At 62.6% G+C, this 23,512-nt stretch carries 21 protein-coding genes and 3 pseudogenes; 7 read left to right on the top strand and 17 right to left on the bottom strand.

Annotated elements, in window-relative coordinates:
- Both ABID44_RS16850 and ABID44_RS16845 read right to left on the bottom strand, forming a co-directional pair.
- The gene (locus ABID44_RS16850; RefSeq protein ID WP_354152866.1) at nt 1–570 is read right to left on the bottom strand and encodes a UbiX family flavin prenyltransferase; all 570 of its coding nucleotides are present in this window, start codon (nt 568–570) and stop codon (nt 1–3) included.
- A complete protein-coding gene (locus tag ABID44_RS16845; RefSeq protein WP_354152865.1) occupies nt 570–2,075 on the bottom strand; it encodes a UbiD family decarboxylase in 1,506 nt (501 codons plus the stop codon). The genes ABID44_RS16850 and ABID44_RS16845 overlap by 1 nt, the downstream gene beginning before the upstream one ends.
- 721 nt (nt 2,076–2,796) lie before the next feature.
- On the opposite strand from ABID44_RS16845, the gene ubiT reads away from it, so the two are divergent.
- Genes ubiT through mog form a run of 4 tightly spaced genes read left to right on the top strand, consistent with a single transcriptional unit; the run spans nt 2,797 to nt 5,795 of the window.
- Nucleotides 2,797–3,360, top strand: a complete 564-nt coding sequence (ubiT, locus tag ABID44_RS16840; RefSeq protein WP_354152864.1) for a ubiquinone anaerobic biosynthesis accessory factor UbiT — start codon at nt 2,797–2,799, stop codon at nt 3,358–3,360.
- Between the two features lie 14 nt (nt 3,361–3,374).
- Nucleotides 3,375–4,358, top strand: a complete 984-nt coding sequence (gene ubiU, locus ABID44_RS16835; RefSeq protein ID WP_435521464.1) for a ubiquinone anaerobic biosynthesis protein UbiU — start codon at nt 3,375–3,377, stop codon at nt 4,356–4,358.
- A gap of 3 nt (nt 4,359–4,361) precedes the next feature.
- A complete protein-coding gene (gene ubiV, locus ABID44_RS16830) occupies nt 4,362–5,261 on the top strand; it encodes a ubiquinone anaerobic biosynthesis protein UbiV (RefSeq protein ID WP_354152862.1) in 900 nt (299 codons plus the stop codon).
- 12 nt (nt 5,262–5,273) lie between these two features.
- On the top strand, nt 5,274–5,795 hold the full coding sequence (mog, locus tag ABID44_RS16825) for a molybdopterin adenylyltransferase (protein WP_354152861.1): 522 nt from the start codon (nt 5,274–5,276) through the stop codon (nt 5,793–5,795).
- Between the two features lie 155 nt (nt 5,796–5,950).
- On the opposite strand, the gene ABID44_RS16820 is transcribed toward mog, so the two are convergent.
- The gene (locus ABID44_RS16820) at nt 5,951–7,180 is read right to left on the bottom strand and encodes an MFS transporter (RefSeq protein ID WP_354152860.1); all 1,230 of its coding nucleotides are present in this window, start codon (nt 7,178–7,180) and stop codon (nt 5,951–5,953) included.
- A gap of 197 nt (nt 7,181–7,377) precedes the next feature.
- Here ABID44_RS16820 and ABID44_RS16815 point away from each other — a divergent pair, with 197 nt between their 5' ends.
- Both ABID44_RS16815 and ABID44_RS16810 read left to right on the top strand, forming a co-directional pair.
- The gene (locus ABID44_RS16815; protein WP_354152859.1) at nt 7,378–7,608 is read left to right on the top strand and encodes a hexameric tyrosine-coordinated heme protein; all 231 of its coding nucleotides are present in this window, start codon (nt 7,378–7,380) and stop codon (nt 7,606–7,608) included.
- A gap of 226 nt (nt 7,609–7,834) precedes the next feature.
- Nucleotides 7,835–9,343, top strand: coding sequence for an MFS transporter (locus ABID44_RS16810; protein ID WP_354152858.1), 1,509 nt, complete (start codon nt 7,835–7,837; stop codon nt 9,341–9,343).
- A gap of 128 nt (nt 9,344–9,471) precedes the next feature.
- Here ABID44_RS16810 and ABID44_RS16805 read toward each other — a convergent pair.
- The 4 genes and pseudogenes from ABID44_RS16805 to ABID44_RS16790 form a co-directional block, all read right to left on the bottom strand.
- Nucleotides 9,472–9,908: pseudogene (locus ABID44_RS16805) on the bottom strand (YtoQ family protein).
- A 16-nt stretch (nt 9,909–9,924) separates the two neighbouring features.
- Entirely contained in the window at nt 9,925–10,638 is a 714-nt protein-coding gene (locus ABID44_RS16800; RefSeq protein ID WP_354152857.1) for a gamma-glutamylcyclotransferase, read from the bottom strand.
- Between the two features lie 245 nt (nt 10,639–10,883).
- Nucleotides 10,884–11,057 (bottom strand): alpha/beta family hydrolase, encoded by a 174-nt coding sequence (locus tag ABID44_RS16795; RefSeq protein WP_435521463.1) that lies wholly within the window; start codon nt 11,055–11,057, stop codon nt 10,884–10,886.
- A gap of 189 nt (nt 11,058–11,246) precedes the next feature.
- Nucleotides 11,247–11,723 (bottom strand): annotated as a pseudogene (locus ABID44_RS16790) (DDE-type integrase/transposase/recombinase); the annotation flags it as partial.
- 107 nt (nt 11,724–11,830) lie between these two features.
- Here ABID44_RS16790 and ABID44_RS16785 point away from each other — a divergent pair.
- A pseudogene (locus ABID44_RS16785) lies at nt 11,831–11,929 on the top strand (recombinase family protein); the annotation flags it as partial.
- 43 nt (nt 11,930–11,972) lie between these two features.
- Here ABID44_RS16785 and ABID44_RS16780 read toward each other — a convergent pair.
- The 10 genes from ABID44_RS16780 to ABID44_RS16735 all read right to left on the bottom strand — a co-directional run bounded on the left by ABID44_RS16780 (nt 11,973) and on the right by ABID44_RS16735 (nt 23,214).
- On the bottom strand, nt 11,973–12,755 hold the full coding sequence (locus ABID44_RS16780) for an SDR family oxidoreductase (RefSeq protein WP_354152856.1): 783 nt from the start codon (nt 12,753–12,755) through the stop codon (nt 11,973–11,975).
- A gap of 36 nt (nt 12,756–12,791) precedes the next feature.
- The gene (locus ABID44_RS16775) at nt 12,792–13,709 is read right to left on the bottom strand and encodes an allantoinase PuuE (protein WP_354152855.1); all 918 of its coding nucleotides are present in this window, start codon (nt 13,707–13,709) and stop codon (nt 12,792–12,794) included.
- Between the two features lie 29 nt (nt 13,710–13,738).
- Nucleotides 13,739–15,415, bottom strand: a complete 1,677-nt coding sequence (locus ABID44_RS16770) for an ABC transporter permease (protein WP_354152854.1) — start codon at nt 15,413–15,415, stop codon at nt 13,739–13,741.
- Between the two features lie 27 nt (nt 15,416–15,442).
- Nucleotides 15,443–16,987: an amidohydrolase family protein gene (locus ABID44_RS16765; RefSeq protein WP_354152853.1), complete on the bottom strand. Its 1,545-nt coding sequence runs from the start codon at nt 16,985–16,987 to the stop codon at nt 15,443–15,445.
- A gap of 280 nt (nt 16,988–17,267) precedes the next feature.
- Nucleotides 17,268–18,299, bottom strand: coding sequence for an ABC transporter substrate-binding protein (locus tag ABID44_RS16760; protein ID WP_354152852.1), 1,032 nt, complete (start codon nt 18,297–18,299; stop codon nt 17,268–17,270).
- 112 nt (nt 18,300–18,411) lie between these two features.
- On the bottom strand, nt 18,412–18,900 hold the full coding sequence (locus ABID44_RS16755; protein ID WP_354152851.1) for an ureidoglycolate lyase: 489 nt from the start codon (nt 18,898–18,900) through the stop codon (nt 18,412–18,414).
- Nucleotides 18,901–19,215: 315 nt separating this feature from the next.
- Nucleotides 19,216–19,950 (bottom strand): GntR family transcriptional regulator, encoded by a 735-nt coding sequence (locus ABID44_RS16750; RefSeq protein WP_354152850.1) that lies wholly within the window; start codon nt 19,948–19,950, stop codon nt 19,216–19,218.
- A gap of 28 nt (nt 19,951–19,978) precedes the next feature.
- Entirely contained in the window at nt 19,979–21,391 is a 1,413-nt protein-coding gene (locus ABID44_RS16745; RefSeq protein ID WP_354152849.1) for an ABC transporter substrate-binding protein, read from the bottom strand.
- A 59-nt stretch (nt 21,392–21,450) separates the two neighbouring features.
- Nucleotides 21,451–22,578, bottom strand: coding sequence for an ABC transporter ATP-binding protein (locus tag ABID44_RS16740; protein ID WP_354152848.1), 1,128 nt, complete (start codon nt 22,576–22,578; stop codon nt 21,451–21,453).
- Nucleotides 22,579–22,920: 342 nt separating this feature from the next.
- Nucleotides 22,921–23,214, bottom strand: coding sequence for a hypothetical protein (locus ABID44_RS16735; protein ID WP_354152847.1), 294 nt, complete (start codon nt 23,212–23,214; stop codon nt 22,921–22,923).
- Nucleotides 23,215–23,512: the final 298 nt, after the last annotated feature.

Below are 23,512 nucleotides of genomic sequence, written 5' to 3'. Positions count from 1 at the left end.
TCATCGCCATCCCCACCGCGTCATGCTCTCGCCGGGATCGATGCCTGCCCATTGCAGGAGCCGGGCTGCGATCTCACGCACCATATCCTCCATTGTGGCGGGCCTTGCATAGAACGGCGGCGTCGGCGGGGCGATAACGGCTCCCAGCCGGGCCAGCTTCAGCATGGCTTCAAGATGGCCTTCATGCAGCGGCGCCTCGCGCGGGGCCACCACCAGCCGGCGCTTTTCCTTCAGCACCACATCCGCGGCCCTGGTCAAAAGGTTGTCGCCCAGCCCATGCGCCATGGCCGCCAGGCTGCGCATCGAGCACGGAGCCACGATCATGCCCGCGGTGCGGAACGAGCCGCTGGCGATGGGTGCAGCGAGATTGCGCGGCGAATGGACATGGGTCGCCGCCTCGTTCAATCGGGCAAGGCCTTCGCTGCCCAGTTCGTGGGCGATCGTCATCCGCGCCCCGTTCGTCACCACGAGATGCGTCTCGACGCCGGCTCCGCGAAGCTGGCGCAGCGTCTCCAGCGCCAGCACCGAGCCCGAAGCTCCGGTAACGCCAACGATCAATCGCGACGTCATTATCGCGTGCTCCCCTGTCGTGCGGGAAAGAATTCCCGCCAGCGCTCAGCGACCCGTTTCGTAATCGCAATGTCCATCGCCAGCTTGACGCCCCATTCCCGACTGGTCTCGGAGCCGACCTTGCGGGTTGCGTCGAGACCCATCTTGCCGCCCAGCCCGTCCAGGGGCGAGGCGAAATCAAGCGGATCGACGGGCGTCCGTTCCAACAGAAGCAGATCACGCGAAGGGTCCATCCGCGTGGACAAAGCCCACATCACATCGTCCCACGAACGGATATCGATATCGTCATCCACCACGATGATCGTCTTGGTCATAGAAAACTGGGGCAGCAGGGACCAGAAGCCCATCATGACGCGGCGCGCCTGCCCTGCATATCTCTTGGTGATGGCGATTACGGCAATCCGATAAGAACAGGCCTCCGGCGGCATCCAGACGTCCACGATCTCGGGGATCGCCTGTCGCAGCAACGGTTTGAACACCTCCAGCAGCGTGGCCCCCAGAACGGACGGCTCGTCCGGCGCTCGGCCGGTGAACGTGGTGAGGTAGTTCGCACCATCGCGCATGCGAAGGCGCTTCAGCGTGAAGACCGGATAGTGCTCGGCTTCGTTGTAATAACCGGTATGGTCGCCGAAAGGCCCTTCGAGCGCTGTCTCCGTCGGCGAGACCGTTCCTTCCAAAACGATCTCGGCGCTCGCGGGCACGTGGAGCGGGATGGTCGCGCAGGCGGCGACCGCCACGCGCCGGTTGCCGATCATGCCGGACAGCGCCAGTTCGGATACGCCTTCGGGAGCTGGCATGACGGCGGCGAGCAGCGTCGCCGGGTCCGCGCCGATCACGACCGCCACCGGCATTTCCTCTCCCCGCTCCCGCCACAACCGGTGGTGGGCGGCGCCGCCCCGCATCGGCAGCCAGCGCAGGATGGCGCGGTCGCGGCCGATGACCTGCATGCGGTAGATACCGAGATTATAGGCGGCCTGGTCGTCCGCCCCCGGCGGACGGGTGACGACCACCGGCCAGGTGATCAACGGGCCGGCGTCGCCAGGCCAGCAGGTCTGCACCGGCAGGAACGAAAAGTCCGGGTCCGCGTCGCGCCATTCCCTCGGCGCACCTACCTTTTTCGGCCGCGCCTGCAATGCGCTGCGGGCCGCCGGCAGCATCGTGCGGGCCTCGCGCATGCTCTGCGGCGGCTGCGGCGAGCGCAGCCAGGCGAGCATTTCCCCCAATGCCGCGAGACCCTCGACATCGGCGCCCAGCCCCCAGGCGACGCGTGAGGGAGTTCCAAACAGGTTGGTCACCACAGGCATTCGGGCCGCGTTACCATCCCGATCGAACGCGCCGGTCAGCTGCAGGACCGGGCCATCGGCGGCGATCACCCGGCGATGCAGTTCGGTGACCTCCAGATGCATGGAGATGGGCGCGTGGATGGTTTCGAGTTCGTCCCGCTCTTTCAGATAGGCAAGGAAAGCGCCGAGAGTCGGGAAAAGAGGTAGAGTACGTTGGTACATGAAGACGCCCCAAACCGCCGACACCACGAAGCGTCGCAAATCACCGGCATCACCGATATCAGGCAAGACGAAGCCCGCCGTTGCGCTCGGTCAAAGACGGCCGAAATAGTTTACGATCGCTGGCTTCACCCGCTGCGCTTTGTCGCCATGGTTCGGTGAAGCCCACGCCGGCGGCACCGGTCGAAAAAGTCCGCATTCGGACAGAAGGACATGATCACGTCCCCATCGTCATGATCGAGCAGCGACCGGCATTGCTTGTGATGAAGACAGGTGAGGCAGATATTGCGTGCCGCCGCAAGGGCCGTTCCACCGGCCTTGCGGGCGGCAAGAACAGGATCTACCCGTGCGCGCTCCATGACAAGGTCCAACTGGCCGAACTGACGCCAGACCCGGTCCGTCTGAGGCCAGTGTCGAGCATCGGAACACATGACTGCCTCCCTGCGCTGGTCGGACGTTGCGCAAGGAGTGTAGGTCGCAACAGCCTGCATGACGATGTGCCCGTTGGCCGCATTAGAGCTTTTTTCAGTCAGACGGAATCGTCTGACATTGCACAAATGCGGACGGGAAAAGAAGCTGGAAAAGCGGGAGCTGCGTTCATCAGAACGCCCGCCGCTCCAGCGGAAAGTCCTCCCGAAAGGTTGCTTCTGTTTGATCTAGCGCAAGCCGCCTCACCTTCTTCCTTTCTATAGTCTGTCCACCCTGAAGCGCTCTGGAGGAGCCGATGGCGCTCGACCCGAACGACGATGCCAGCCTGCCCAGGCGGATACGTTTCCTGCCAGCGTTTCCCGGCCGCCCCCTCGGCCCGCTTTTGACGCAGGCTCTGCGTTCTCTCGCCCGGCGGCGGCCGGAAGCCTTCGAGCGGCTCGGCGAATTCAGCAAGGCGCACTTCCTCATCGACCCGACCGACCTGCCCTTCGTCTTCCATGTCGTGCCGGATGGCGACGCCACCACGGTGCGCGCCACTGGCAAAAGCAGCACGGGCAAAAGCGGCGCGGCGGCCTCCGACGTCGTCATCCGCGGCCCGATCCTGCTCCTGCTCGGCATTCTCGACGGCACGCTGGACGGCGACGCGCTGTTTTTCCACCGCGCCATCTCCGTCAGCGGCCGCACCGAAGCGGTGGTGGCGCTGCGCAACGCCATAGAGGACGCCGAATTGCGGCCATCCGACCTGCTCGGCTTCAGTGGCGCGGCCGCCCGCCTCGCCGATTCAGGCATATTGGGCGGGCTGTCGCTCGCCCGCCAGATCGCCACCGGCGGCCATCGGCGTGAAAGGACGCAACCATGACGACAAGCGGCAGGATGGAACTCGTCTGCCCCGCCGGCACGCCTTCGGCGCTGCGGGCCGCCGTTCAGGCGGGGGCGGATTCGATCTATTGCGGTTTCCGCGACGAGACCAATGCGCGCAATTTCCCCGGCCTCAATTTCTCGCCGCAGGAGATGGCCGAAGGCGTGCGCTTCGCCCATGCCCATGGCAGCAAGGTGCTGGTCGCCATCAACACCTTCGCGCGCGCCGGTGACACCGACCCTTGGCGGCGGGCCGCCGATACGGCCGTTTCCTGCGGGGCGGACGCGGTGATCGCCGCCGACATCGCCGTGCTTGAACACATGGCCACCCAGCATCCCGACGCCCGCCTGCATCTTTCCGTGCAGGCGGCGGCGGCGACGCCGGAATCGATCGGCTTCTATGCCGTCGCCTTCAATGTGCGCCGCGTCGTGCTGCCGCGCGTGCTGTCGGTGCAGGAAATCGCCGCCCTCAACCGCGCCATCAAGGTCGAGACCGAAGCCTTCGTGTTCGGCGGCTTGTGCGTGATGATCGAAGGCCGCTGCCACCTCTCCTCCTACGCCGCCGGGCGCTCGCCCAATCTCAACGGTGTCTGCTCGCCGCCCGAGATGGTGAGCTATGACGAAGACCGCGAAGGCGCCGCCGCGCGGCTCGCCGGCTTCACCATCGACCGCTACGCGCCGGGCGAGCCGGCCGGCTATCCGACGCTGTGCAAGGGCAGGTTCAAGGCCGGCAGCAAAGCCGGCTACCTGTTCGAAGACCCCGTGAGCCTCAATGCCGGCAGCATGATCGTGGCCTTCAAGGCGGCGGGCGTCACCGCCCTGAAGATCGAGGGCCGCCAGCGCGGCAAGGGCTATGTCACCGCGGTCGTGCGCGCCTTCAGGAAAGCCGTGGATGCGGCCGAACAGGGCCATGACGCGACCGAGATCGACCACATCCTCGCCGGCCTGTCCGAAGGCGGACGCCAGACCACCGGCGCCTACCGCAAGATCTGGAGATAGACCATGAAACGGGTCGCCCTGACGCTCGGGCCGCTGTTCTTCCACTGGCCGGCGGAGCGACTGCGCAATTTCTATTTTCGCATCGCCGATGAAGCGGCGCTGGAGCGCGTCCATGTCGGCGAGGTCGTGTGCGGCAAGCGCATGCCGTTTTCCGATCCCATCTGGCCCGAAATCATCGAAAGGCTGGAGCGCGGCGGCAAGCAAGTGGTGCTGTCGACACTCGCCGCCCCCGCAACCGTGCGCGAGCGCAAGGCCATCGCCGAGCTGTGCGCAGACGACCGATTGGTCGAGATCAACGACATCACCGCCCTGCCCGCGCGCAGCGGCAGGCCCTTCGTCACCGGCCCTTTCCTCAACGTCTACAACGAAGCGACCGCACGCTTCCTCGCGCGCCACGGCGCCACCACCATCTGCCCGCCGGTGGAGTTGTCGCTGGAGACGGTGAGCGCCATCGCCGGCGCCTGCCCGCAGATCGAGTTCGAGCTGTTTGCCTTCGGCCGGCTACCGCTTGCGCTGTCGGGCCGCTGCTACCATGCAAGGCTGCATGGGCTACACAAGGATTCGTGCCAGTTCACCTGCGAGCAGGATCCCGACGGGCTGGCGGTCGACACGCTTGACGATCAGTCTTTCCTGGCCATTAACGGCGTGCAGACCCTGTCGGCCGAGGTTCATGCCGCGCTGTTCGAGCCGGACACGCTTTTACGCCACGGCATAGGGCGACTGAGGCTATCGCCACACGACTGCGACATGGTGGAGGTGGCGCGCACCTACCGTTACATGCTCGATGGGACGCAGGATTCCGAAACCGCCCGGTTCGCACTTTCATGTCTCGAACTGCCCGGACGCCTCGTAGACGGCTATGCCAGAGGCGAGGCCGGATCGAGGCCGCACATCAGCGCATGAGGAAACCGGCAAATGACGCTTGTCGCCGTCCTGACTGTTTCGGATCGCGCCAGCCGCGGCGATTATGAGGATTTGAGCGGTCCCGCCATAGAGCATTGGCTACGCGCCGCGATTACAAACCGGTTCGAATGTGTCCGCCGAACCGTAGCCGACGGTGTCGAAAGCGTCGGTGATGCGCTGGTGGAACTGTGCGACCGGGACAATGCCGACCTTGTGCTGACGACGGGCGGCACCGGTCCTTCGCCGCGTGACCTCACCCCCGAGGCGATGCTTAAGGTCGTCACCAAGGAACTTCCGGGGTTCGGCGAACTGATGCGGCAAGCAAGCTTGGCCCATGTTTCAACCGCAATCCTTTCCCGGCAGACTGCCGGCATACGTGGCCGCACGCTGATCATCAACCTGCCCGGCAAGCCGTCAGCCATCGATGTGTGCCTCAACGCGGTCTTCCCCGCCGTGCCCTATTGCCTGGACCTGATCGGAGCAGCGAGGATCGAAACCAATCCGGCCCTCTGTCCGTCGTTCAGACCTGCCTGACATATATGCGCTTGACCCCTCTGAAATGGAAATGGCTGGCTGCCCAGGCGGCCGGGAAGAAGCCGGGCGCGTTCATCCGCCGCGAAGCCTCGAAGGCGGTCGGCGATGCATGCCACCACCGGAACGGACCGGCTTCAATAGAGGAGGCTGTGTGTTCAGTCGCCGGCGTTCTCCTGCGGCGTCAGCGCCACCATCGTCGGCGCGGTTGTCGAAAGGTCGAATTCGCTCCGCTCTTCTTTCGGCACCGGATGACTTGTCCTGATCCGCCAGATAACGAAACCGGCCAGCATGAGATGCGCGCCTGCCGTGGCAATGAACAGTCCGCCGGGTCCGAAGGGCCCCATGAAGAAAGCCGCTGCAATCGGACCTGCAATTGCGCCAAGCCCGTTGGCGAGGAGCAGGCCGGATGAGGTTTCCACAGTATCCTGAGTTTCGATATGATCGAAGGCGTGAGCCGCGCAAATCGCATAGAGCGGCATGGCGGACGCTCCGAAGGCCGCGACCAGAATTGCGGTGACCGCTCTCTCCTCAATATTGACCAGCGCCAAAATCAAGGCGGCGAACACGCCCACTGCGCAGAGCCCGGTGACAACGATCCGCCGATCGAAGTTGTCCGAGAGCCGCCCGATTGGCCATTGCACCAGCGCGCCGCCCACAACGGTGACGGACATGAAGATCGCAATCTCCGATGTGCCTGCGCCGAATGCGATCGCATAGGCAGGGCCAAGCGACCAGAACGCACCGGTCGCAACGCCTGCAAGCAAGACGCCGACCACCCCGACAGGCGATCTGGCATATAATTTGACGGGTCGCAGCCTGGACTCCGTCAGGCGGGCCGGTGGACGGGCCGCCGTAAGCGCGATTGGAACCGCAGCGAGCGAGATCAGGATCGAAGCCAATGCGAAGAGCGGAAAATCCGCCGGATCGCCAAGGGTCAGCATCATTTGCCCGACAATCGTCACCGACAGGTTGATCATGGTGTAAATTCCCATGACCAGGCCGCGATTATCGTTGGACGCACGCTCGTTCAGCCAGCTCTCGATAACGAGATAGAGGCCCGCGAAACAGAAGCCGGTTATCGACCGCAAGACCCACCACACCATCGGGTCGCCGGTGAGCGCGTGGAGCATCGCCACCGTCGACGCGATCGCGGTGAGCGCGGTAAACGCGCGAATATGACCCACACGCTGGATGACGCGCCCACCCAGGATGCAACCCAGTGCGAAGCCAAGGTAATAGGAGGAACCGAGCAGTCCGATCTCAATCGGATCGAAAGCCAGAATGCTCGCCCTGACCGGTATCAGTGTCCATTGAAGGCCATTTCCCGTGACCAGAATGGCGACAGACAACAACAGCGCGAAGACGGTGGGAAGAAGTGCTCTCACGGTGTATTTGCCGCTCTATCGAAAAACATGATCCCAATGCTTCTCCCGTTTTCTGTTTTTCATCAAGATGACGGACATCGGCACGGACCATGTATGCTGTAACCTGCCGGCGCAACGATTTCATCAGTTGACGGCTTGCCCCGCGAAATTCCCCCGATAAGCTGATTGCCGCTACTGCAGGTCGAAAGGAAAACATTGTGGCCGACACTTGGCTTCCCTCGCTCAAAACCGCAACCCCGCAGGAAGGTTTCGAACTTGCGGCCAAATTGGCCCGCGTCGGTGTCAAGCTGACCCAGCCCTCGGCCGATATCCGCGACAAGCTGCGTGCGGCCTATGAGCAGGACAGCACCCAGTTGATCGCCTCATCGCAGGTGATCGCCATCCATTTCCAGACGGTGGCCGCCGCCAATAATTACTGGCGCGACTGAGGCCGCCTCATCCCGGCGTTTTGGGCGGCTCCGCAAGAGAGGTCATGCAAGCGCGAAGGAGAGGCTACGGCCGAAAAGGATTAAACCCGCGAATTGTGTCATGTCCGGCGCGAGTCCGGCTCTGGAATGAGCCGCCTTTACGATATCAGACGACCGCACCCAGAGTTCAATGCGGTGTTTATTCACTGTTCCCGATTTTACCAAACCGTTGGTCTGTAGGACGAATTTGTCGCCACCACATAATATTTCAGAGCAACCAGACGCCGATTTGATCTCGGATTCGGTACGTTGGCGTATTCTGGCTGTGCTCCTCACCGTCATCTTCATGTCGCTTGTCGGCGTGAGCATCGTCAACGTTGCTCTCCCGTCCATACAACGCGACCTGAATGCTTCGCTGTCCGACATGCAATGGGTGTTGTCCGGCTATGCGCTGACATTCGGTATTGTCCTGGTGGCCGCCGGCCGCGCGGGCGATATCATGGGCCGCGGCGGCATCTTCCTTTTCGGGGTCGGTATTTTCACGATCGCATCGGTGGCCGCAGGTCTGGCGCCCAACGCCATGTGGCTCAACATGGCCCGGTTCGCTCAAGGGCTCGGTTCGGGACTGTTGAACCCGCAGGGGCTTGGCATGATCCAGCAATATTTCCGGGGCGATGCGCGCGGACGTGCGTTCGGCTATTTTGGAACCGCCGTCGGCGTTTCCGTCGCCATAGGTCCCGTGCTGGGCGGATTCCTGATCGAAATGGGCGGTCCGGAACTGGGATGGCGGTTGACGTTTCTGGTGAATGTTCCTTTCGGCATCATCGCCATCATCCTGGGATGGCTATGGTTCCCCAAGCCCCTCATCAGCCTCACGCCAAATTCGGCTTCGGGCAGTTGGGGAAGTATGATGCACCGACTGCGTTCACTGGATCCGATCGGGGCAGCGCTCCTGGGTCTGGCGGTGCTGGCAATCCTGTTTCCGTTCGTGGAATCGCGCGGCTCGGGCCTGATATGGTTGCTGCTACCGCTTGGCGTCGCTCTCGTCTATCTCTGGGTAAGATGGGAACAGCGCCACGCGCGCCTGGGCGGCAGCCCGATGGTCGATCTGAAGATATTCTCCACCCGCAGCTTCACCAACGGCGCCATCATCATCACGCTGTATTTTCTGGGCATGACGAGCATCTGGGTGCTGGTTGCGCTGTATGTTCAGGAAGGCAACGGCAATACCGCGCTTGAATCCGGGTTATTCGGCGTTCCTGCCGCCCTACTCTCCGCCTATGCATCGGATTGGGCGGGAAAACGAGTGATGCGATATGGCCGCAAGATTGTCATTGGCGGACTGATCCTTGGCATAATCGGGCTCGCAGCAAGTATTGTGGTCGTTCAACTGCATGAAAACGGCCATCTCAGCGTGTGGTGGCTATTGCTGTCACTATCGCTTCTCGGCCTCGCACAGGGCTCCGTCATCAGCCCGAACCAGACGCTGACATTGGCGGATGTGCCGCTGGACTATGCCGGGAGTTCCGGCGCCATCATGCAGACCGGCCAGCGTATCGGGACGTCGGTTGGCATCGCCGTGATTACGGCGGCGGTCTTCGCTTCCCTTTCGGCGTCGTCGTGGTCGACCGCCGTGACAGTTGGATTTGGATTGATCGGCCTTGTGATACTTCTTGCGCTTGGCGTGGCCATAAAGGATCTGGCCGATCGCGGGTCCAGCAGCAAACCTGTCCGGACAAGTCGGTTTCGCCGGTAGCCCGGCACAACGGCGGAACGCCCAGTCTTCTCGGAGCCTGACCGCCGTCAACCGGGATGGGAACGCCCGGAAATCCGGGCTATTTTATCCGCTTCCGGTTTCCACTTTGGCGAAAACGTTGCGCTACTTCATGGCAACGCGCCGGTCAGGACATAGCGCAGGATCTGGACCACCTGTTCGGGGCGTTCCGCCACGGCAAGGGCGGCCGCGTCGATCTCCTTCAGCGCATGCTGATGCTCGGGTCCATGCAGAACGATCAGCGACTTTCCCAATGCCGATGCGACACCTGCGTCGAAGGCCGCATTCCATTGCCGGTATTTGTCGCCGAAGCGGACGACCACGACATCGGCCTCGCCGATCCCCCGGCGGGTGCGGATCGCATTCAATCTTGCCCCCTTGTGATCGTGCCAGAATTTATTCTCCTCCCGACCCAGGATCGCCGCGCCGCAGTCATCGCTCACGTCACCGGGCCGCTGAAGCTGGCATCCAGCCCGCTTGCGCCTTCGATGATGCGATCGCGCCAATCGGTATGGATTTCTCCGGACAGATACACTTTCAGCGTCATCGGTAGTTCCTTCTAGTCAGATTTCCGGCGCGCCCGCGCCGTGGGACTCCGCCGCCCCTTCCTCGATTTCCCGAGCCACGAGTTGCTGGAGCAGCCAGATATAGTCGTCATGAATATCGTGTTCCGCCAGTCCCCGGACCGTGCGCAGCAGATATTCCGCCCCCGAGCCGGCAGCGCCCGCGGCGCGGGCGAGCCTTTGCGCCTGTTCCTCGATCGTCAGCGCGGCCACCCGGGTTCCCACCGGATCAGCGTAGAAGGTCAGCGCCTCCTCGCGGCCGCGTTCGGTGTCGACCTCGATCCAGCAGGCGTTGGCGGCCAGTTCATGGGCGACAAGCTCGCGGCGCAGGATGGCGCGCAGCGATTCCGCCTCGGTTCCCGCGGCGATCTCAAGCACCAGCCCCTCGCAACTCCCTCCCGAGGCGAGCGCGAGCATCAGGCCGGGCCGCTCGGGCGTGCCGCGAAAATGGTCGAGCGAAATCGAAAAGCTGCGATGCCAGCCGATGGCGGTGGCGCGGCGGCGCGACTGGACGGCGAAGCCGGGGTTCCAGATCAGCGATCCGTAGGCGAAGACCGGTATCGGTTGCGGCCGTCCTTGTGTGAGCTTGCCGGCCAGCAGGTCGAGATCGGCGTCGTCGAGCATCCGCCAGTGCGGATCGTGCAGCGGCCCCTCGGCCGAATTCACGCGGGCGACATGATCGTCGGTCAAAATGATCGGGCGACGACTGGACATCAGATCTCCTGCAAGCAAGGAACTTTCCCTTCCCATGGACGCATGTGGCGCAGGCGGCGAGCGCAGCCTCAACGTAGGTCATCATCCGTAATCCGCAAGTCGGACGCTCGTGGAGCGGGTTCGAAGGAGCGATGATATCATGGCCCGAATTCACCACAGGTCTGCCCGGTGAAAAGTCAAAGGCGCCAAGCGCCGGCTCTTCCCAAAGATTGGCTTCGTCCAGTCTTGATGGTGAGCCTCTCACCTCAGCCGCGCAGGCGTCCGGTCCATTCAACGACCGAAGCGGACACCGCCTTTTGATGGTCGGCCGCCGTAAAGCCGGACACGGATTTGCGCGGTTTGAGGTCGTGGTCACCGTCTTCCAGCCAGAGCATCTCGATGGCTCGGGAAAGCGAATAGCCCTGGTAATCCCCCCGCAAAATAACTGGGTTCAAAAGTAGAATTTTCTCGGCATTGTGATCGAGGAGATTTTGATGAAGACGAGCAGATTTAGCGAATCCCAAATCCTGGCGATCCTGCGCCAAGCGGAAGGCGGCGTCCCGGTGCCTGAGCTGGGCACTGTAAAGTTATCGGCCGCTTGACCCAAAGAGAGTTGGCGGGTTCAGCTGTCACGCTGCGGTGACATGAGCGATTTTGCCCCAGATTTGCATGGCGGCGTCGCGCAAGTCTCGATGGTCGGCAGATGACAGGGTGTTGCGAGGAAAGTGGAACATGTTGCGATTGGATTGTGGATGGAGACGAAACGCTGTAGCTGGCGGGCCGACTTGAAGCGTTTCATGATCCGCTCTCGTCGTCGGGCCGGCTGGTGGGAGTTCTCCGCCCGATTGTTGAGGCCTTTGTGTGACCGGTGCTCGACGCCGGGCATGAGGTCGCGCCTGGCGGGCATCATAGGAACGGAGCTTGTCGGTGATCATCACCCGTGGCGCATGCTGAACTTTCACCACTTCGCCCTGAACCGGCAAGCCTTGAAGAGTGCGCTTACGCCAACCGTGCCGATATCGGCTTCGCTTTCCGCAATCTGGGCAAATTCCCACTGGTTTCGGAGCCGCAGAAACAACCCAATATTTCTCATTGTGAAGCGTCATACCCAGTACTCTGACCCCCGGGCCGGGTGACCATTTCGATTTCGTGCGCATCCCCAGGTAGCAACTGCTGCGGTAAGAGTCTGTTAACCACACAAATTGAGGAAGAATCCAAGGAACTCAGGGGCGAGCGCGTCACTCTTTACCGCTATGTCGGCCCAAAGGGCGAACTCAGGGATTACGAAAAGCGCGTCCTTGGCTTAGCGTAGAATTTTGCACCCTCCCGCAAACGACCCCCGAGAGGCGGCGCGATCAAATACCCCTCACCATGCCGCCATCCACGCGCAATATCGTACCTGTGATGTAGCGCGCCCTCTCGCTCGCCATGAAGGCCACGGCATCGGCGAATTCCTCCGGCCTGCCATAGCGACCCATCGGGATGGCGGCACAAGATGCCTGTGCGATCTCCTGCGGCGTCTTGTTCGCCCGCAGGGCGGCAAGCCTGTCCAGCTCGTCGGTTCGGCCGGTGTGTATACGCCCCGGAACGACCGAGTTGACCGTGATCCCGTCGCTCGCCACTTCGCCCGACAATGTCTTCGCCCACCCGACGAGCGACATGCGCAAAGTGTTGGAGATGCCCAGATTCGGTATCGGCTGCACGACGCCGGAAGAGAGTATGTTGACGATGCGTCCCCATTTCCGATGGCGCATACCAGGCAGAAGACCGGCGGCGATCTGCATGGGAGCGTTCACCATGGTGTCGAACTGCTGACGCCATGTATCGGCATCGACTGCCGGGATCGGCCCGGGGGGCGGGCCGCCGCCATTGGTGACGAGGATATCGATGCCCCGTGCGCCCATCCTCTCCACCCATCCGGCCAGCAAGGCGGAATCGGATAGGTCCACAAGCTCGGTTGCGACGTCTTCAGCGCCATCGGCGCGAAGAATTGCGGCGGCGGCGGCGAGGCGCTCCGGCGAACGGCCCGTCAGTATGACCGACACCCCTTCCCGCGCCAGGGCCTGGGCTGCCGCGCGCCCCAGTCCCTGACTGGAGCCCAGAACAAGCGCCGTCCGTCCCCTGATACCGAGATCCATGCTCGACCCTCCATTCCTTGGGCAAGAAAACAGACTTTATCCGTCGAGACCGGGGTTCGGTGGATGTTTGCGAAGCCAGTGGCGGGCTATGTCGCCACGCGTACAAATCCAGACACGGTCATGACCTTTGACATGGTCGATGAAGCGGCGCAGGCCATGCGCGCGCATCGGATGGCCTGCAAGCCGCGCATGCAACCCGATCGACATCATCCGGGGCTGGGATGCACCCTCCTCATAGAGATAGTCGAACGCCTCCCGCAACATGGTGAAATATTCTTCACCCGTCGAAAGCGCGCCGCTGGCGAAGCGGCTGTCATTGGTGGAGAAGCTGTAGGGTACGACCAGATGCTGTCTGCCCGAAACTTCGGTCCAGAAGGGCAGTTCATCGCTGTAGCAGTCCGAGTCGTAGAGAAACCCGCCATGCTCCACGAGCAGCCTGCGTGTGTGCGCAGAAGGCCCGAAACGGCAGTACCAGCCTTCCGGCGCGCGCCCGACGGTGCGCTGCAACGATTCCACGGCCCGCGCGATGTGCGCCCGCTCGCGCTCCTCATCGAGGTGAAACGGCTCCTCCCAGCGCCAGCCGTGGCAGACCACGTCGATATCGCTGTCTGCAATGGCCTGCGCCAGTTGCGGATTGCGTTCCAGCGCCAGCGCGCAGGCGAACGCGGTAAGCGGAATGTCGTGTTCCCTGAACAGCCGCAGCAACCGCCACACGCCGACCCGGCTGCCATATTCATACATCGATTCGAAAGCGAGATCGCGATGGCCCGGAGGCAGGCGGCCACCAGGAACCTCCGCCAGCCCGATTTCCGAGCGTGGATCGCCGTCGAGGGGCGAGTATTCGGCCCCTTCCTCGATGTTGAGCACGAACTGCACGGCCACCCTCGCAGCACCGGGCCAGCAGGGATCCGGCGGATTGGCGCCGTACCCCACAAGGTCGCGCGGGTATGACATCGGGTTTTCCATATGCTTGTCCAAGGATCTCATGCCGACGCCCCCCTGGCGCGTCCCAGCAGCCGGGACAGAAACAGGGCCGCGAAGATAACGGCCGCCTGTATCAGTGACAGCGCCGCGACATTGGTGAATGAACTGTGGGCCCAAAGGTCGAAGACGGCCACCGACAGCACCACAGTCTTGCTGTTGTAAAGCAGGGCGGAGGCGGTCAGTTCCTTGGTCACCGAGATGAACAGGATTGCCCAGCCGGCCCACAATCCCGGCGCCAGCAGCGGAAAGGTGATGGTGCGCAGCACGCGGCCCCAGGAAGCGCCCATGACGCTGGCGCATTCTTCCAGACTCTTGTCGATCTGCACCAGCGTCGCTGAAATGGCCCGGATGCCGTAGGGCAGAAAGATCGTCAGGTAACAGATCAGCAGGATCCACAAGGTTCCGTAGATCGGGATCACCGGAATGCTGGTCCACGCCCACAGCAGTCCGACGGAGAACACCACCGCCGGAACCGCCACCGGCACCATCGACACGTATTCGAGAAGACGCCGGCCGGGCAGGTTCGTACGATGCAGCATCCAGGCGATGATCACGCTCAGCAAAAGGATGATCGCACTGGCCGAGAAGGCAAGGATCAGCGTGTTGCCGACAGCGATCTTCGTGGCGGAATGCTGGTATATGACATGGTTGAAGTTCTGCAGCGTGAACTGGATGTATTCCGGATCGTAGACGATCCACTCCACGAGGGACGCGAACAGCAGCATTCCGATGGGCAGTATCACCGCAATTGCCACATAGAACACCACGAAGCCGAACAGGGGCAGGCGCCAGCCGCGCGCGTCGATCAGCTTGGGGCGAAAGCCGCGTCCTGTGACCGTGGTGTATTTCTTCTGGCCGAGCACCTTGAATTGCAGATAGACGCCGACTGCCGTGAAAGCGAACAGCGAAAGGCCCATCGCCGAGGCCGCGGCGTAATCCGGCTGGAAGCCGGTCACATATTCATAGATGCGCGTTGTCAGCACGTGATAACCGTTCGGGCTGCCCAGAATTGCCGGAACGCCGAACTGGCCGACAGCCAGCACGAAAACCAGAAGGCTGCTGCCCAGCATGGCCGGCATGATGAGCGGCAAGGTGATGCGCAGGCTGGTGCCGAACTGGCCGCTGCCAAGCACCTGGGAGCTTTCCTCCAGCGATGGGTCCATGGAACGCAGCGCGCCGACCGCGAAGAGGAACGGAAACGGAGCGAAATATATGCCCATCACCCAGATGATGCCGAGCGGCGTGTAGACGTTGAACAGGGGCTCATCTGCCAGCGACCATCTCATCAGCAGCGCGTTGAGCGCACCGCCCTCGTTGGGAGACGCAAGCAGGGCCCAGCCAACGGCGCCCATCAGCGGGGTCAGATAGAACGGGATGACGACCATCTGCTCCAGCAGCCCCCGAAAAGGGATGTCGGTGCGGGCGATGATCCACGCCAGACCGACGCCGAAAACCAGAGCCAGAAGCGTGCTGCCGACGGCGATGACGATGGAATTGTAGAGCAGATCGAGATTGTCGAAGAGAACCAGATAGCCGCGCAAGGCATCATGAAGTCCCCCGCCCTGCGGTATGGGCTCGAAGCTGGACAACACCAGCATCACGAGCGGATATCCGACCAGGAACAGAACGATTGCCGTCAGGCCCGCGAAAGTGCCGAGTTTCAGCTTGTCGGTCATGGGCATCCCCCGATAATTGGCGTTCGGCTATTGCCGCGCATTCATGTGATAGAAGGGCCGGCAGCAGCTGCAACCGTGCTGTGGATCGGCATCATAGAAGCTGGCGGCATGGGGCTTGAGGCGGCGCGCCAGATCGAGTTGCGCCTGTTCGTCTCCGTCGCGCGGCACGGCGAGAGCCGAAGCCAATTCGTTCAGAACCGCCTGCTTGTCGATACGGGTGAAGCGCCCGTCGCGCAGGATGGGCTCGCCGGCGACGATTACGGTATCGACATCGCGCGATCTGGCGCGGCGCAGCACCGCTTCGAGCACCGGGACCTCCTCGTCGAGATAGGGATAGGCAATGGTGCGCCAGTCGAACAGCACCATATCCGCCGCTTTTCCGGGCTCCAGCGTGCCGATGCTGGCGCCGAACGGAGTGGTCTGCGCGCCATGTTCCGTGGCCATGCGAAGAACCTGGCCCGCTGTCGGAACGCGGTCGTGCATGCCGGGCTCCCGGTGCAGATTCAGCACCAGCCTCATCTCCTGCAGCATGTCGCGGTCGTCGTTGATACCGGCCTCGTCGATGCCGATGGCAACCTTGACCCCACCGGCCTCGAATGCGTTGAGCGGTGCGATGCCGTCGCGCAGGCGCAGGTTGGAGCTGGCATTGTGGCAGATCATCGTGCCCGTTTCGGCAGCCAGCTCGATATCGGCCTCGGTGAACCAGACCCCGTGGCCGATCGTCATGAGAGGACCGAGCATGCCCAGATCGTGCAGATAGCGCAGCGGCGATCCCCCGCTCCGCTGCTTCGCATATTCCTTCTGGTATACGGTTTCCAGAAGATGCATGTGCATGGGCACCTGGTGGCGCAGCGCGCAGTCGCGAACGAGTTCGAGAGCCTTGTCCGAACACCAGTGCAAGTTGGACGGCGCAAGCTGAATCCTGACCCGCTCCGAATTCCGGTGCTGGTCGTGAAGCGCCTCGAAGAGCGCGATGTTGTCCTCGAGCGGGATCGACTGCGCTCGCAGCACCGGCCCAAGCAGCGCCCCGACATCGTCCGGAAGCCTGGCGATGTATTCCTCGTCGGCCATGTATGAGATGCGGTTCTGGTCGCGCACCGAATGCGAATAGGACACGCGCATGCCCACCGCACCGTAGGCGTCGAGGACCCGGTTCGCCGCCACCGCCATCTGCTCCACCGTTCCGCCCAGACGGTTGTGAAGGTGCTGGACCGTGGTCACCCCGGATTCGACCAGTTCGAACGCCGAATAGAGCGTGTCGAGGTAGAGATCGACCTTGCGCTTGCCAAGGCGGCTTATCCACCACGTCTCAAGAGCGTCATCGACCGCCCCCAGCTGCAGAGGCGTCAGCCCGACATGGTGGTGGCTGTTGACGAAGCCCGGCATCACCACATGATGCGGTGACCCCAGTACTTCATCGACCGGATATCTGGCTGCCAGATCCTCAGCATCGCCAATCTCGACGATGACACCGTCACGCTGGTAGACGGCTCCTCCCTCGACGATCTCGACCGTATGGCGATCGAGAGCCCGGGTGATGACCAGTTTGCTGCGGATCAGAGACGAAACCATATGCGACCTTCCGGTGAATGCGCGCCGGGAACTTTGAGGCATCATCAAAACCTGCGCCGCTTCCACGGCGCGGAAAGGGGTGGAAGCGACGAGACTGCAAGCACCGCCCGCCGCCCGCTCATGCGGGCTGCTAACGGCGATGGGGACGACGAAATTCCGCACGCCGCACAGATGTCGGCGGCGCAGTGCTGTGCCTCGCCTGCTGTCCGCGGTACCGGCTCATATTCCGAAACCGCAGTCCGTTCCCGGCGAACGGAAATCCGCCCGCCGGGCCCATGCCTCACTTGGCGAGCATCTTCCATTCTTCGATGAAGGCGCTCTTGCTTTCCAGGAGATTCTCGTAGGAATCGGGCAGAAGCTGCTTGAGATCGGCCAGTTTCGGGCTGCCCTGCGGTGGATCGACATCGGCGCGCGCCGAATAATCCCCGATGGAATCGACCATCACCTGCTGACCCTCGCGCGACAGCACCCAATCGACGAACAGCCTTGCCGCATTGGGGTGGGGCGCATCGTTGAGCACCGAAATCGGCTGGACGCCGATGGGCACCCCTTCCTGCGGCCACACGCCCTGGAATGGCGTCTTCTTCTTCTGGGTGTAACCCCATACGAAATAGCTGGTGGTTTCGCCGGCCAGATGCAGTTCGCCACGCAGCACCGCTTCGACAATGGCAACATTGCCGCCATAAATCACGGGATTGTTCTCAGCCACCTTCGGCCAGAAATCGTCGCCCATCGTCTGCTTGAGAATATACCACTGAAGATGCTGCAGACCCGATGTCGAATCCTGGAAGCCGACCTTTCCCTTGTATTTCGGGTCGGTCAGCGCCGTCCATGAGTCAGGGGCGTCTTCGTCCTTTATGCGGGTTTTGCTGTACCCCATGTTGAGGGTCGAAATGCGCCACCCGGTCCATATTCCGGGGTCCTTGTAGGCATCGGCATAGGCATCCTGTTCCGGCGTGACATAGGTCGCGATGCGGCCCTGCCCGTGCAACGTAAGCACCGTGCCCATGTCGCCTGTATGGAACACATCGGCGATCTTCCGTCCGGCAGCGATTTCGGCCTGCAGCTTGGAAAGCACCTGCCCGGCCGTGCTGGTATAGTATTCGCTCACGTCGATGAACGGATACTTCTTGTTGAAAGCGGACAGCATCCGGCTGGCGAGATCATCGGGCGCACCCGTGTACCAAACGAGCTTGCCCTCCTTGCGCGCCCCCTCGACCAGCGCGTCGCGGTCGAATGTGTCCGCCGCCGCCGCACCGCACCAGAGCAACAGCCCTCCCATGACGGCAAGCGCGGCCTTACCGAGTTTCATTGACACCATAGCACTCCTCCCTATCGGCTTCTCGATGTCTCTATATGAAATATGATATTCCATATTCTATAATTTTAGTCAAGCGCGGTCTGCCTCCCCTGAAGGCACTCGATCAGGGTTCGTCACACGGAACTGCGATTTCAAGCGCTTCGGGCAGCTCGAAAAGCTCGAGGTCGTCTCGCATCGAATGGCAGTTGCGCGCGGCCATGTAGGAGCCGGGCCTGTCCAGCAAGTGCATCGGCGCATGCCAGACTCCCTTGCCGTAACACACGGCTTGCTGTGAACGGGCGACGAAGGCGGCAAGCCGCGACAGGTCCGGCCCGCCGTGGGCAAGGCTCGGGCAGACCACCACCAGAAAACGTGACAGATCGACCGGTACAAACAGCTGGGCTGAGAGCCGGTGCCTCTCCAGATGTCCGATGCGAAGCGGGGCGGGTGTCTCGGCCTTCCCGGCATAGGCGAGATTGAGAGGACGGCCATGATCGCTCTGCTCGCCGAACCATGCAGCCTCCACCCTGGTTCCCGAAGGACGCAGCGCCTGCCCGACTGTTCCATATGGGATGAAATGCTCCGGCTCGAGCGGTTTGGCCTGGATTGTCACGATCCGCTCACTCCTCCAGGATGCATGGACACCCGCCACGGCGGGCGCCTTGCGCCACAAGCTTTAAAAGTCGATCCCCGGCATATCATCGCCGGCTCCGGATTATGCGGGCGAAGCGTACAGGCTCCGCCACGCCCGGCTCAGGGCCCGCCGCAGGCGCCGTTCGCGGAACCGGCTCGAACGCGGACCCACTCCGGCCAAACGCGCCGCGACCTCTCAAGGCGCGGCAATGTGCCGGCGGCCGCAATCCGCGCTTTCTTCCGATCTTCCATGTGCCCCTGGTCGGCGGGGCTTCCCGGCTTCGGGATCGATGCTCTATGCCCTGCGACGCCGATCGAACGCTTCGAGGTTTTCGCGGCGCGTATACAACACATGCGCACGGGCGGCTTCCGCAGCGCCCTTGTCATCGCCCTTGGCGATCAGCTCCGCGATTACGATATGGTCTCCCGCATACTTGACCAGATCGTGCACCGGCGGCAAATCGCGCAACCTCAGCAGCGAGCTGAGGTCGAAAAGATCGCGAAGCATGCTCAGCAACCGGGCATTCTTGGCGCCATGTGCGATAAGGGCATGGAATTCCACATTGATGTTGTGGAAGCCATCGACATCGCCTGTCTTTGCTATCTGGAGCGACGTTTCGGCGGCCTTCCGGATCGCCTGCTTCTCCGCCTCCGTGGTGCGCAGCGCGGCGTTGGCCGAGATCAGCACCTCGATGGCCTCCCGCGCCTCCGAAACTTCCTGAAAAGCTTCGCGAGACGGCATGATGACCTGACCGCCGCGCCTGCCCCAATCGACGACGAGGCCCACGCGCCGCAGTTCCATCAGCGCCTCCCGGACCGGCGTCTTGGAGACGGAAAGGCGTTCGGCAAGGCTGTTTTCGGTGACCCGCTCCCCCGGCTCGATCACACCGTCGATGATGGCGTGGCGAATGGTTTCGTAGACCTTGTCGGCCAGCAATTGCGGCCTGCCCCCGATGGACAGTTCGCCGCTTTTGGGCGCCTTCCCCGACCGGGGGCTCAAAACCATCGTTGCTTCATCTGGGCGCGTCATCGAACCACTCCACCAAATCCCGAGTCTTCTAGTGTTCTCCCAGGCGGACCTTCGTCAAGTCCAGCACGCCCATCGGATGGGGGGCGAAGCCCTGAACGCCGGGCCGCCAGCCGACCAGCACATTCGAGGCGAAAAGGATATAGACCGGCAGGTCCTGCCTGATAATGCGCTGGGCATCGGCATAGAGCGAAGCTTGCGCAGCCGGATCGGGTGTTCGCCGCGCCTCGTCGATGATGCGATCCAGCGCCGGGTTGCTGTAGCGTCCCGCGTTGAAGGCACCGCCTGTCCTGAACTCGCGGCCCAGATATGTGTCGATGTGAGGGCGGGCGGGGCTGCCCTGAAAAGCCACGTTCCATGGCGCCATCAGGTAGACATAGGGCCACCATGGCGGATCCGAATAGACCGCGGTTTCCAGCTTGATGCCTATGGCTTCCAGATCCTCGGCCACCAACTGGGCGAGCTTCGGCATGGGGGCGACATTGGTCGACGCCCCCCGGATCGTCAGCCCCTCGCCATATCCGGCTTCCCTCATCAGGGCCCTTGCCTTCTGCGGATCATAGGTGATCGGCTCCAGTTCGCAGGCCCACGGCTCTCCGAACGGGATAATGCCGTCGACGATACGGCCCTGCGGACCGATCGTCGCCGCGACCAGCCTTTCGCGATTGATGGCGTGGACGACGGCCTGCCGCATCCTGGGGTCGTCGAAGGGCGGCGCGGCACAATTGAAGCACAGCGCGCTCTTCTGGAGCGATGGAACCGCTTCGCTATGGAGAAGGCCCCGGCTTTCGAGACTGGCGGCAGCCCCCGCCGGAACGCTTTCGACGACATCTGCCGCGCCACGCTCGATGACCTCGATACGCTCCTCCGCGCTGGCGGCAAAGCGCACGTCGACCCGATCGATGCTCACCTCATCCCAGCGCCGGTCGCCGCGAGCCGTCTCCAGCGTCATATGACTGTTGCGCACCCAGTCGGTCAGGCGGAACGGCCCGGTGCCGACCGGCTGGTCGGCGCAATCGTCGACGATGTGGGTGCGCCAGGCGAGGTTGCGCAGGAAGGGAGTGTTGGGCGCGTCGAAACGGAATTCCACCGTATGACGGCCGGTTGCCCGTACGGATTCCAGCCCGGCATAATCGGCGGCAAGCAGGCTGTCTGCCGTGCCGCTGAACAGCCGCTTGAAATTCCACGCCACGATTTCGGCATCGCACGGGCGTCCCGAATGAAAGGTCGCATTCCGGTCGATCTCGAAGGTAAAGACACGCTGATCTTCCGAAGCCGTCCACGAGGTGGCCAGATCGGGAGCCAGCTGCCCCTCATGGTCGATCTTCAGCAAGCCCTGGCAGACCATCTTGAGGATGACCGTCCCGACACTGGAATCGGAGTTCAGGCAGTTTGGATCGAAAGAAATCGTTTCGTGCTTCATAAGAACGCGGGCAGTTTTCATAATTTCCTCGATTTCACAAACATGTATTCTTCAATCAAAGCGGGCATGAAAGGGGCTTTTCAGGCTTCAACAAGCACCGCATATTCGGGGGAAACGCAGCAGTATACCGTCTCGCCAATCTCGAATATCTGGGAAGACAGCGTTCTGGCTCTCAGTTCCAGCCCCTTCCAATCGAGGCTGTACTCCATAAGATCGCCGACGAACGTTCGCTGCGTGACGGTAACTTCCCATATGTTTCGACCGGACGAGGGACGGCTGGCCTGCGGCGAGAGATGGGACGCCTTGACCGCCACCCCGGCCAGTTCTCCATCCGGAATGGTGCCTGCGCACAGAACGGACTCGCCGTTGACCAGACGCGCCTCCACCAGATCGCCGTCCGTGACTGCGGGCCGCCGCTCCAGAGGCAGGAAATTGGACGCCCCCATGAAGTCGGCGACAAAGGCATTGCGGGGCCTGAAATAGGTGGTGAAAGGATCCGCCTGCTGGCGCACGATGCCCGATTGCAGGACCACGACGTGATCCGACATGGACAGGGCTTCTTCCTGATCGTGGGTCACGTAGACGGCGGTAATACCCAGCCGACTGGTCAGCTCCTTGAGTTCGTGGCGCATCTGGGCGCGAAGCTTCGCATCCAGATTGGACAAGGGCTCGTCGAACAGAAGAATCTTGGGATCGAAGACGAAGCTTCGCGCCAGCGCGACCCGCTGCTGCTGACCGCCGCTGAGCATGGGCGACGGGCGATGGGCCTGCTCCTCCAGCCCGACCATGGCAAGGGCAGCCATGACGCGCTGATCGATCTCGGCCCTGGCAACCTTGCGCAGGCGAAGGCCATAGGCGACATTTTCGAATACCGTCATGTGCGGCCAGATGGCGTAGCTCTGGAAGACCATCGACACATCACGATGCTCGGCGGAAACCTCTATTCCCGCAGCGCTGTCGTAGACCGGGCGGCCAAACAGGCTGATGCGCCCGGCCGAAGGCTTCTCCAGTCCCGCAATCGATCGCAGGATTGTGGTCTTGCCACAGCCGCTCGGACCCACCAGCGTCAGATGGGAACCGGCATCCGCGGTGATGGTGACCCCTTTGACGACCTCGAGACTGCCGTAGCTGATGCGAAGATCGACGATCTCCAGCGCCACATTATCGGCTTTCGCGCTCGCTGCACGCCCGAAACCCACCTCCCCCATGCTCACCTCTTCGATCCGGGATGGGACCGGCGCCCATCCTCATTATAGAATATGAACTATGGAATATCATATTCCAATACCTGGTCAACCCAAAATGTTTGAAAAAGGCGGAAGTGCGGTCCCGCACTGGACAACAGGTCCATATTCCCTGATTTCAGGAAGGCCGGTATCTGGTGCTACCGCACCTCGCGCTCATCGATCCCGCGCGAGGTGCAGCGTGACCGGCCGCGAAAGTCTATCGGTACCGAGGATATGTTCACGGCCGATTTTCGAGCTCGACGCCGCGCGCGGAGGTGGCGCTTCTTGCTGCCAAAGTCTTGGGGTATTACGAGAGCAAGTAGCTCAGTGGCCGAGCAACATCTTCGCCCGCTCGGAATCTGCCGCGCCGCCCGTCGCCCCGACGGCGAGGCAGCGGTGGTGCGGGCGACCCGAACCCCTTGCGCAGGGCGTCGGCGAACCAGGCGCCAAGGGCGTGAGGCAGGCCCGGGTCTCGGCGGCCGGATCGTGCGCCGCCTCGTCGTCGCACGCAAGGTCGAAATCATCGAGTAAACCGGCAATGCTTTTTTCGTCAGCAGATCCCCGGCGGGCCGTGCCGACATCGTCGCCGGGACGCGTCAGCAGCACGGCATCGCGCAAGGCCGGCCGTAAGGTTTTGGGCGTCCGCGACGGTGCCGGGCCGCCAGCCGGCCAGCACGAGCACCGCCGCCGCGGTCGGGGTGGGCATGGACGCCGGGCGGCGCGGCTTTCGGGTGCGGACTCATCGCCGGCAGGATAATTCCCAGAAGCACTTGTGGTAACAGAAATGCGAAAAACCGCACGTCCTGTCCATCCCTGATATCGACCGATAATGTTGGCTTATCGGTCGTCAACGGTTAGCCGCGCCAAACGGCTGCTGGCGGCGAGAAAGGGGATGCCTGCGAGCTCGCCAACAAAA

The sequence above is a fragment of the Aquamicrobium ahrensii genome (assembly GCF_040545755.1).
Taxonomy (GTDB): Bacteria; Pseudomonadota; Alphaproteobacteria; order Rhizobiales; family Rhizobiaceae; genus Mesorhizobium; species Mesorhizobium ahrensii.
Note: the sequence above shows the minus strand (reverse complement) of the source record. Positions and strands in the feature narration are given on the sequence as shown.

Bases quoted from the DNA above. Each gene is read 5' to 3' on its own strand.
- ABID44_RS16850 (WP_354152866.1), bottom strand. From the start codon at position 570: ATGACGTCGCGATTGATCGTTGGCGTTACCGGAGCTTCGGGCTCGGTG.
- ABID44_RS16845 (WP_354152865.1), bottom strand. From the start codon at position 2,075: ATGTACCAACGTACTCTACCTCTTTTCCCGACTCTCGGCGCTTTCCTT.
- ubiT (WP_354152864.1), top strand. From the start codon at position 2,797: ATGGCGCTCGACCCGAACGACGATGCCAGCCTGCCCAGGCGGATACGT.
- ubiU (WP_435521464.1), top strand. From the start codon at position 3,375: ATGGAACTCGTCTGCCCCGCCGGCACGCCTTCGGCGCTGCGGGCCGCC.
- ubiV (WP_354152862.1), top strand. From the start codon at position 4,362: ATGAAACGGGTCGCCCTGACGCTCGGGCCGCTGTTCTTCCACTGGCCG.
- mog (WP_354152861.1), top strand. From the start codon at position 5,274: ATGACGCTTGTCGCCGTCCTGACTGTTTCGGATCGCGCCAGCCGCGGC.
- ABID44_RS16800 (WP_354152857.1), bottom strand. From the start codon at position 10,638: ATGTCCAGTCGTCGCCCGATCATTTTGACCGACGATCATGTCGCCCGC.
- ABID44_RS16780 (WP_354152856.1), bottom strand. From the start codon at position 12,755: ATGGATCTCGGTATCAGGGGACGGACGGCGCTTGTTCTGGGCTCCAGT.
- ABID44_RS16775 (WP_354152855.1), bottom strand. From the start codon at position 13,709: ATGTCATACCCGCGCGACCTTGTGGGGTACGGCGCCAATCCGCCGGAT.
- ABID44_RS16770 (WP_354152854.1), bottom strand. From the start codon at position 15,415: ATGACCGACAAGCTGAAACTCGGCACTTTCGCGGGCCTGACGGCAATC.
- ABID44_RS16765 (WP_354152853.1), bottom strand. From the start codon at position 16,987: ATGGTTTCGTCTCTGATCCGCAGCAAACTGGTCATCACCCGGGCTCTC.
- ABID44_RS16760 (WP_354152852.1), bottom strand. From the start codon at position 18,299: ATGAAACTCGGTAAGGCCGCGCTTGCCGTCATGGGAGGGCTGTTGCTC.
- ABID44_RS16750 (WP_354152850.1), bottom strand. From the start codon at position 19,950: ATGACGCGCCCAGATGAAGCAACGATGGTTTTGAGCCCCCGGTCGGGG.
- ABID44_RS16745 (WP_354152849.1), bottom strand. From the start codon at position 21,391: ATGAAAACTGCCCGCGTTCTTATGAAGCACGAAACGATTTCTTTCGAT.
- ABID44_RS16740 (WP_354152848.1), bottom strand. From the start codon at position 22,578: ATGGGGGAGGTGGGTTTCGGGCGTGCAGCGAGCGCGAAAGCCGATAAT.